Origin of the sequence: Streptomyces sp. MI02-7b, from assembly GCF_033793585.1 — a bacterium.
Lineage (GTDB): Bacteria > Actinomycetota > Actinomycetes > Streptomycetales > Streptomycetaceae > Actinacidiphila.
Map to the genome: position 1 here is coordinate 1 of NZ_JARAWX010000061.1, position 8388 is coordinate 8388.

General features: G+C 63.9%; 5 protein-coding genes and 2 pseudogenes. 2 read left to right on the forward strand and 5 right to left on the reverse strand.

Features of this window, described 5'->3' with window-relative positions:
- Positions 1–261 precede the first annotated feature (261 nt).
- The 4 genes and pseudogenes from PV364_RS40960 to PV364_RS40975 all read right to left on the reverse strand — a co-directional run.
- Complete coding sequence (locus tag PV364_RS40960; protein WP_319666036.1) at positions 262–1113, reverse strand: hypothetical protein; 852 nt, start codon at positions 1111–1113, stop codon at positions 262–264.
- Between the two features lie 904 nt (positions 1114–2017).
- Positions 2018–3058 carry an ATP-binding protein gene (locus PV364_RS40965; protein WP_319666037.1) on the reverse strand — a complete coding sequence of 347 codons (1041 nt, stop codon included), beginning with the start codon at positions 3056–3058 and terminating at the stop codon, positions 2018–2020.
- Between the two features lies 1 nt (position 3059).
- Positions 3060–3656 carry a hypothetical protein gene (locus tag PV364_RS40970; protein WP_319666038.1) on the reverse strand — a complete coding sequence of 199 codons (597 nt, stop codon included), beginning with the start codon at positions 3654–3656 and terminating at the stop codon, positions 3060–3062.
- A 427-nt stretch (positions 3657–4083) separates the two neighbouring features.
- Positions 4084–4881 (reverse strand): annotated as a pseudogene (locus PV364_RS40975) (IS630 family transposase); the annotation flags it as partial.
- A gap of 296 nt (positions 4882–5177) precedes the next feature.
- Between PV364_RS40975 and PV364_RS40980 the strand changes: the two are divergent.
- Both PV364_RS40980 and PV364_RS40985 read left to right on the forward strand, forming a co-directional pair.
- On the forward strand, positions 5178–7565 hold the full coding sequence (locus PV364_RS40980) for a hypothetical protein (RefSeq protein WP_319666039.1): 2388 nt from the start codon (positions 5178–5180) through the stop codon (positions 7563–7565).
- A 99-nt stretch (positions 7566–7664) separates the two neighbouring features.
- Positions 7665–7961, forward strand: coding sequence for a transposase (locus PV364_RS40985; protein ID WP_319666040.1), 297 nt, complete (start codon positions 7665–7667; stop codon positions 7959–7961).
- Here the strand turns inward: PV364_RS40985 and PV364_RS40990 are convergent.
- Positions 7853–8300: pseudogene (locus tag PV364_RS40990) on the reverse strand (IS30 family transposase); the annotation flags it as partial. The gene PV364_RS40985 and the pseudogene PV364_RS40990 sit on opposite strands and share 109 nt — an antisense overlap.
- Positions 8301–8388 lie beyond the last annotated feature (88 nt).

The following is an 8388-nucleotide window of genomic DNA, read 5'->3' on the forward strand; positions in this document are numbered from 1 at the left end:
ACGTCGACATCGAGGATGGCGCCACCAATCCAGCACCGCGAGCACCGACCAGGGGGTCCTCAGCACCCCAGCAACGTTCGTGGCCAACGCACTAGCCCTCAACAAGGCTGGCTTTGAGCGCGCACAAGAGATCTACGAGACGGAAGAGAGCTGACGCCGCAAAGGGCGCGCGGGCCCGATGGGGGCAGCCGCGCTGCCGCGGGTTGCAGAGAGCCTCGCCCCGCTCTTCATCTGGTGCCGCAGGCGCGGTTGGAGACTCCTCTACGTCTCGCGTGGCTGGGTCCCCGGCATCAGTTCGATACGGACACTGTCGTCATCTTCGATGACGATCACGGGGTCAGTGGGTTTCTGCCAGCCGACTGAAAGCAAGTAGTACCTGTGGTCGCGCTCTATCAAAAGGCGGAGCCCGCGATATCGGTAGCGGTAGTGGGTTCCGGGACCGAAGTCATCGACTTGAATCCCTGGGGATTTGATGCTGAGCCGGTCGGTGCTCAGTACGACAACTGCGACTCGCCGTACGGTCTGCGCGGCGTCATGTTTCGCATCCTGACGACCCAGTTGTCCGGCCACCAGAGACACACTCCAGATCATGAACAATCCAGCGACGAGCAGCGAGAGGGTCCGCTCCCAGGGAAGACCGTTCCAGCCGCCGGCGGACCCTGCCGCTCGTGTTCGACCGAGTAGGAGACCGACCACAATCAGGAGGGGCGGGAGCCAGTTGACGGGTTGGATCCAGCGCCAGAAGAGCAGCAACGCGACACCACTGCTGACAATGACGATGTGCGCTCGTGCCGTGGTCACGAGGGTCCGCTGTGCTCTGTGCCGATAGCGCTCCGACACACTCAGGGACGTGACAAGTCGCAGGAGACCTGGGATGAGGAGCGCACCGGCCAGGCCCGCCAAAGCTGGCAAGGTCACCAGCCGCAAACTGCGAACGATCAGTTCGAAGGTATCGAGACCGATGGCAAAGGTGTCGAGATGGTAGTAACCGAAGTAGGCGTTCGTGTAGATGTAGCCGGCGTACACCAGCAGGGCGGCCGCGAAAGATGCGGTTCCGGCAACTGAGTTGAGCAACTCCGGGTAGCTTCGGTCGTCGCTTGCAGGGAGGTTCACCGGCGTGTCCGGGCGAGGGGAGCGCCTGTGAACCTGCAAGTTCGCAGGGTGTCCAATGATCTGCTGTATCACCGACCGGCGGCGATTTCTTCGGGAGCGTGCTCCCGGGTCGGTCCGGCGCTGCGGTGGGACGGTTGCCATAACTCAGGTCCCGGTGGGGATCGCAGTCGTGGGTACCGTAGGCGTTGGCGTCGGCAAACACGAAGCGCCCAGCGTCGGTTGCGGCCCGCACGGCGAGGCAACGGGGCCAAAAGGACCCGACGGCGAGGGTGAATTCGTGCCACCTGTGACCAGGGATCCAGGCCTTTCTTGCGGACCGGTATCGACGGGCGGGTCTATTTGAGGAATCCCTGGGTCGCCGTCCTGACCCGCACTGGGCGAAGGTCCGGTGGTCCCTGGACGAGCGGAAGGTCCGTGGTTTTCGCGTCCGGCAGGCGAACTGCCAGGAGCGCCCTGCCCGGGTACGACAGAGGCAGTGACAGCGGGCGTCGCAGGTCCACCAGGACGACCTCCGCCTGGCGGCGGGCTTGTACCTACACACCCTGTGATACCTATAGCCAGGACCCCTGCCATGCATACACCCATGCACGATTTGCCCACGCTGCTGGACATCAGCGGCCGCATCCGCTCCCCCCGAACCCACATGTGCGCTGGGCCTGCCATCCAAGAGTCCCACGGTGCGCCGGGCAGTATTCGTAGACTGGCGAAAGTACGTCTTCCGTACCAGCCCGGGCTCCTACACTGCGCCGACGCAGCGGCAGGCTCCCTGCAGCGGCCGACTGCAAGCGCAGCAATGAGAGGACGGATGGCGGGTCTCTCGCTGTTCAGACGACTACCACGCACGAGCCGGGACCGTGGGCGTCCACCGTTGCCAGGTCGAGCGGCCCACCGTCCCGCCCGCGATTCAGATGGAGATCACGCGTCCGACGGTGAGGGTGTCGAGGAGTCCCTCGGTGATGCGTTCCTGTTTGGTGAGCATGGCCTGTTGTGCGGCCTGGCTGATCAGCTGGGACAGGGCCCGTAGGTAGCCCTTGCTGCGTAGATGCAGGATAGGGGCGAGTTTGGTGAGGTCGCCGGGTTCGGGGTGGAACAGCCGCAGGTCTTTTTCGAACTCGTTGACGATGCGGCGGAAGCGGTCTTTGCCGGTCTGGTCGTAGCCCAGGCGGCTGGTCACCAGGACCGGGTGGTCTCCCCACGGGTCCTCGTTGTTTTCCGGCTTGGTTTCGCGGTCGCGGAGCATGGGGTCGACGATGGAGCGGCTGCCGCGGCCGCAGTACACGAACGTCGCGCCGGTCTCGTCGCTGATGTGCTCCAGGAACGCGAACGACTGTTGCACGTCGGCGCCGGGCTGCAGGCGTTCGATGCCGTCGATGAGCACGAGTTTGGTGCCCGAGTGCCGCATGACGTGGCAGATCGACCGGGTTGGGTCGGTACCGCCGTCTCGCTCCAGGCCGAGGAAGTACGCAAATGCCGCAGCCCAGTTGCGGGAGCCGCCGCGGCCTTGGGCGGGCACGCTCAGCGCGATCACCGGGATGCGGTCTTCGTCCGGCTCGTACAGGTCGTCCAGGCGCTGTTCGTGGTGCCGGCCGATGTACTGCATGAGCGTGGTCTTGCCGGTGCCCCTCGGTCCTTCGATGACCACCCCGATACGGCCTGTCTCCCGCTGCGCGTTGGCGCGCAACTGGACGTGGACCACCTTCAGCGCGGCATTGATGGCCGGGGTCCGGACCGGCCGCATCCGGCCGTGGAACAGGAACCGCGGGTCGTCGGCAGCGAGTTCGATGTTCAGTGGGGCGCAGTCGGCCAGGTCCGGCGGATCCATGACCCGCTTCACCGAGGCACGCCAGTTGCCCAGCGTGTCGCGCCACTCCGGCTCCGGAGGTCTGCGCCGGGCCGGCCCGTCGACCAGTCCCCGGACCGTCGTCTCGTCGATGCGATCCTTCACTTCAGTCCTCCTTGAACCCTTCGATAGGGCGCAAAACGTCGTCGGCTGTCACCGGCGGGCCGGACGGGTGCCGATCCGTGGCGCCGTCGGCAGCTTCGTCCTCCAGCGGCGGCAGGTCGTCGAAGTAGGTGTCCTTGAACGAGGCCACCGCCTGCGGGCTCCAGGAAGCCCCGGCACTGGTCGCGGCGGGGGACAGGAACAGCGGGTCGCCGTCCAGTGCCCGCCGGGACAGGTCTGCCGGGCCGGGCAGCGTGTACATGCCCGCGTCGTCCAGGTCCGGCACGCCGCCCGGGGCGGAGCTGTCGGCAGGTCCTTGGCCGTACGGGTCGAACACGCGTGAGGTCGCTGCTGGCAGGGCCGGGCCCCAGCCGTCCGGGACGAGCGGCGCCGACGCCTCGTCCGGGCCGCGGCCGGCCCGTTCGAGGAGCTCGGCCAAGGCCTGGGCGACCGCGAGGTCGTCGTCCCTGCGGCCGCCGCGCTCCACGTGCTCGGCAGTGGCGATGTCCCACAGGTACTGGGTCCACGGTGCCCCGATGAGGTGCTGATGCCGGAAGGTGGCCTCCACCCAGGTGTCCCGCTCGTGGTTGTACAGCCACACGTGCTCCGGTGCGTAGGGGTTGTAGCGCAGCTCCCAGCCGCCGCGCCGTTTGCCGCCCAGGCCCGACCGGCGGTACCGGAACTCGTCGAGCTCGCCCTTGGCGTTTTCGTATACCCGGCCGCCCTGACCGAGACCGAAGCGCGACTCGCGAACCTGGCCACCACCCGGCAGGTCATCGCCGAACTCGCACCGGCTTCAGGCCAACCCCCACCGCCCGATACGAACACCGCCTACCAGGCCATCGTGAACGCCTTCAATCAGCATCCCGATCAAGAGTTCCGAGCCCGTGAGCTGCACGAACTCCTCGGCATGCCCACCGACGAGGCATCCGTCAACATCACCCGAAGCCGTCTCGGACGCCTCACCCGCCAAGGCTTCCTCACCCAGCCCGGACGAGGCCGATACCAGAAACGGACTTAACGCCCTCTGAGTACGAGGGCAGGAAGTGCAGCTCGATTTTGTCCTTGCGGTCGGCGAGCCAGGCCCGTACAGCCTTTGAGCGGTGGGCCGATTGCCGGTCCACGATCAGGTGCACCTTCTGGTCGAAGTGGCCGACCAGCCGGTCCAGGAAACGGCACATGACCTTCGCGTCGAAGGTCTCGGTGAAGACCATGAAGTGCATCCGGCCCTTCGTGCTGATCGCGGACATCGCGTTCGTGGAGAACCGGGTCCCCGTGCGGCGGACGATCGGCGTCCGCCCCTGCTCGCCCCAGGTGCGACCGGTGACCTGATCCGAGCGGATCCCGACCTGGTCACCGAAGAAAACTTCAGCACCTTCCGCGTTCGCCCTGGCCCGGATCGCCGGCCAGGTTTCCTCGCACCAGGTACGGACGGCCTCCGGGTCCTGTTCGACTGCCCGCTTGTCCGGCCGCTGGAAGGTCAGGCCCCAGCGTTTGAGGTACTTGCCCACGCCGGGCTCGGTGAACCGGACTTGGTACAGCTTGAAGATCAGCTCGCCTATCAGCCTCCGCGTCCATAGTTGCCCGGAAAGCCCCAGGTCGCAGGGAATGTGAGCGAGGACCGCCTGCCGCACGGCGGCCTGCTCGGTCTCGGACAGCACCTGGTGTTCGCCTGCGCGGCGGCCTCGCGGCCGGGACAGCAGCGCGTCCCGGCCACTCGCCTGCCACCTCGCCCACCAGTTGTCCACGGCCCTGACCGACACCCTGAACAAGGCGGCGACCTCCGACCTGCCCCGGCCCTCCACCAGCGCGGACACCGCCAGCAGCCGTACAGCCTCCTGCGCGTCCGGCGACCACGTCCGCGCATCCCCCACCAGATCGCTGACCCACGATCAACGAGCCTGAACCCAAAGCGTTTCGGATCAATAGGACACGGTCTAAAGATTTCGGAGCGTCCCCTGTGCCGCCCGGCGTGGGTAGTGGATTGCCACCAGTCGCTGCCTCACAGGTCTTGTGCCACCTGGCAATGGTGCCGATCGGACGGGTCCAGCAGGCCGATCACGAAGGCGCGAGGTAAGGTCCGAATGTCATTCTATTCGACCTCGGCATCTGATTGGGTGATATGGGTAGCATTCCGGCCTTCGCGCTGCACCTGGGTGGCGGTCTGTACGTCGACAGCTGGGGGAATCTGTATCACGACTCTCCTGATTACGTTCCTGCTTACCATGCACCTACCGCCGTCCCCATCGACCCTTCAAAAATTGCGGAAGCGCTCAAACAGGCCAGCACCTTGAAAGACATTAATAAGGACAAGGGCGCCATCAACCTTGCGGTCGATCTGGGAATTCCACCGGAACTTTTGGATATTCTCTCGGCGGTCGGGAAAATTGCCGGGTTTGCAGGGCCCGTGGGTAGTGCGCTATCACTGGCGTTCGATCTCGCGAAGCTGGTTGGCATCATCAAAGAAGGACCTAACGCGCTGGAAGTGGCCGTCGAAAAAATGGGGAAAAGGCTCAACACTGCCTTCCACGCCTTTTCGATGCAAGAAATTCTAAGAGACGTGGCCAAGGGGAGGTCTAATATTCAACAGCTCACTGCAGAGGCGGCCCAATATCTCGACATCATGGACAAGTCGCCTACCAAGGAGGACATGGAAACACGCAGGGGCGACATTGAACTCGCCTTTTCGCGTACGCAGGAGGGGTTTGGCGTACTATTGAGCCGCGAGACCTGGATGACCATGGTCGATTGGGGCACCATCCAGTGGTCATGGGGCCGACTGTGGCAGCAACTATTCACGCTTCCCGAAAAGCCCGGTGGCGCACCTCGGCAAGCCACTCTTCCCGAAGACAATGGCAGCTATTTCGACAACTGCTTGATGGTTCCCTCCGCAACCTATGCGGCTACCGGTTTCCTGACGGCGATCCGCGCAATCGAGCCAGAATATCGTACTACGGGTAGGTATAAGGGGGGACTCCAGCACTACGCTCGCATGTTGGACGACCTTGCCGAGGCACTTCGCGACAACGGACTGGCCCTCACACGCTATAAGCCCGAACACTTCCTGATTCCACTCAACGTCGGCAGTGGTGACGTATACGCTGACCCCTTCAGTGGAAAGGAAATTTTGAATCCGACAGGCCATTGGCCTGTCGGGGCGCTGGACTTGCGGTATCACAACGACGAATTTTTCGCGAAACAGAGAGAGTCTCACCCTGGCGCTACCAAGCTAGCCAATATGGACTTCGGGTGGACTCCGCCGGCGATCCTGCAGCCCGGCCTGGGTGGATACGTGATCGTCAACCCGCAAGAGTGCGCGGATGCAGCCAACTCCCAGGCCGAGAAGGACTACGCCGAGCTTCTCGCGACGAGTGGCTATGTTGAACTTCTGCTGCTGGCGGCACTCTTCCGCAACGAGTGGTCCGCGCCCAGCACCAGTCAGACCGTTCGTCCTGGAAAGCTGCAACTCACGCGCAAGTCTTCACCCCGCGTTGACGTCTCGGTTTCCACAAAGGACATCCCCGGTACAGGGGTTATTACGTCGCCAGCCAAGCGCGAGCACCGGGAATGTTACGCGGCGGTTTCTATCAAGACCCAACCGACCATTCCGCACGGCGCCATCCAATACAAAGTAAAACTACGCACGCTGTCCTCTATGGGAGGAACGGGCAACGCACCCAAGAGCTGGTCCGACGTCACCTATGATCAGTTTCAGATGTCCAGTTATGAACCCGTTCCCAATCCTAATCACGATCCTGAGCTCAGGGACCTGAAGCAACTCGTGCTCACGGAGACGTCCCTAGCGCTAGACGAATACCCGCTGGTGCCCGACTGGACTTCCAGTCCTGGTGATCCGGGGATCACCCCCAGAAGCGATCTCGGAGAGGTCACGGCGGACACGTTCGACTGGTGGATCCCCGTTCCAGACGTCACTGTATCCAGAGGGAAGCCGGGAAAAATGCAGCCCATGAACACGCGGCTGCACATGGTGGATACACAAGCGCGCAAGGCACATCAGCTGGACGCCCGCGCGCTGTGGCCATCCGGTGAACCGGACTGGGACGGGCAGCACCGGGACGTCGCTCGAACGCAGGTCAAATTCGACTACACCCTCGACTGGACGGGTAACACTCTTGAGTTCACGCTGCACAGCCAGCCACCGTATCGGAGCTACATTGTCTGGCTCGTCATTGAAGAAAAGATGCTGAATACGGGTCAGATCCTTCACACTGCGGTGGAAGTGCCCGTGAACGGCTTGCTTACCTACGTTCCCGAAGAGTTCTTCGCCAAGGAACTCTTGGCCTACAGTCGGCTCGTAAAGGTTCTCAAAGAATTCAATCGCGAGATCAAGATCCAGAACCCCAATGGGCCCGACCCCCTGGTGATTGACGGGATTCACGCACACGAGTTGGCGAGCCATGAGATCCTTGACCGATCCGCCAAGATCGCCCGTAGGAGCGATCCGCATCTCTGGGACCAAGTCATGAACCGTGCCAGCCGCGGACAGTGAATCGCTCCGGGTTCGGTGCAGAGCGCTGAACCTTGGAAGGATGCGCTCATGCCGGCGCAGAGGAAGTGCCCAGCGGAGCTGATTGAGCGGGCCGTGCGGATGGTCGCCGAGAAGCAGAGGCAGTCCTCGGGGCGGTCGGGGATCATCCGGGAGGTCGGAGATCTTCTCGGGATTCATCCCGAGGCCCTGCGGCTCTGGGTGAAGAAGGCCGAGACCCAGGCCGCCCCGCAGGCGGTTGCCGCCCAGCAGGGGCGTGAGCGGTTCGGGGAACTGGAGAAAGAGGTCGCTGAGCTGAGGCGGGCGAGGTCCGTGCCCTTCGGGAAGTACTGGCGCAACAGTCCGTTCGTGTTCTCGTTCGTACCCCGCTGCCAGGGGCTGTACGGGTCTGCGAAGTAGACCTTCAGCCGGATGTCGATGCGGAGTTGGGCATGCTGGGCCAGTTCTGTGCCGCGGTCGCACGTCAGGGGCGGCGTAGTTGCTCGGGTAGCGCGGTAATCGCGGCGGCGATCGCGTCCTTCACGGCTTCGGCGCCACGGCCGGCCAGTGCCGGGCATTCTTCACCCGTGGTTCGACGCCATAGCCGTCCATCCGCGGCAGGTCCAGAAGCAGGGTGAGCATGGTCGTGCGCTCGACGAGCGTGCCGATCGCCGAGCGGTTCAGACCGATGATGAGGTCGCCCTCCCAGTGTCTCGGGATCGCCCGGTCCTCGGCCTCCGCCGGTCGGGGGTGTGTCAACTTAACGGCTGATCTTGGTGGTTGAGGTTCAGTTGTTGGCCGGGGTGAGCCGGCCCTCGAAGGCGATCTGGAAGGCGTTGAGGGGGGC

Bases quoted from the DNA above. Each gene is read 5' to 3' on its own strand.
- PV364_RS40980 (WP_319666039.1), top strand. From the start codon at position 5,178: ATGGGTAGCATTCCGGCCTTCGCGCTGCACCTGGGTGGCGGTCTGTAC.
- PV364_RS40985 (WP_319666040.1), top strand. From the start codon at position 7,665: ATGGTCGCCGAGAAGCAGAGGCAGTCCTCGGGGCGGTCGGGGATCATC.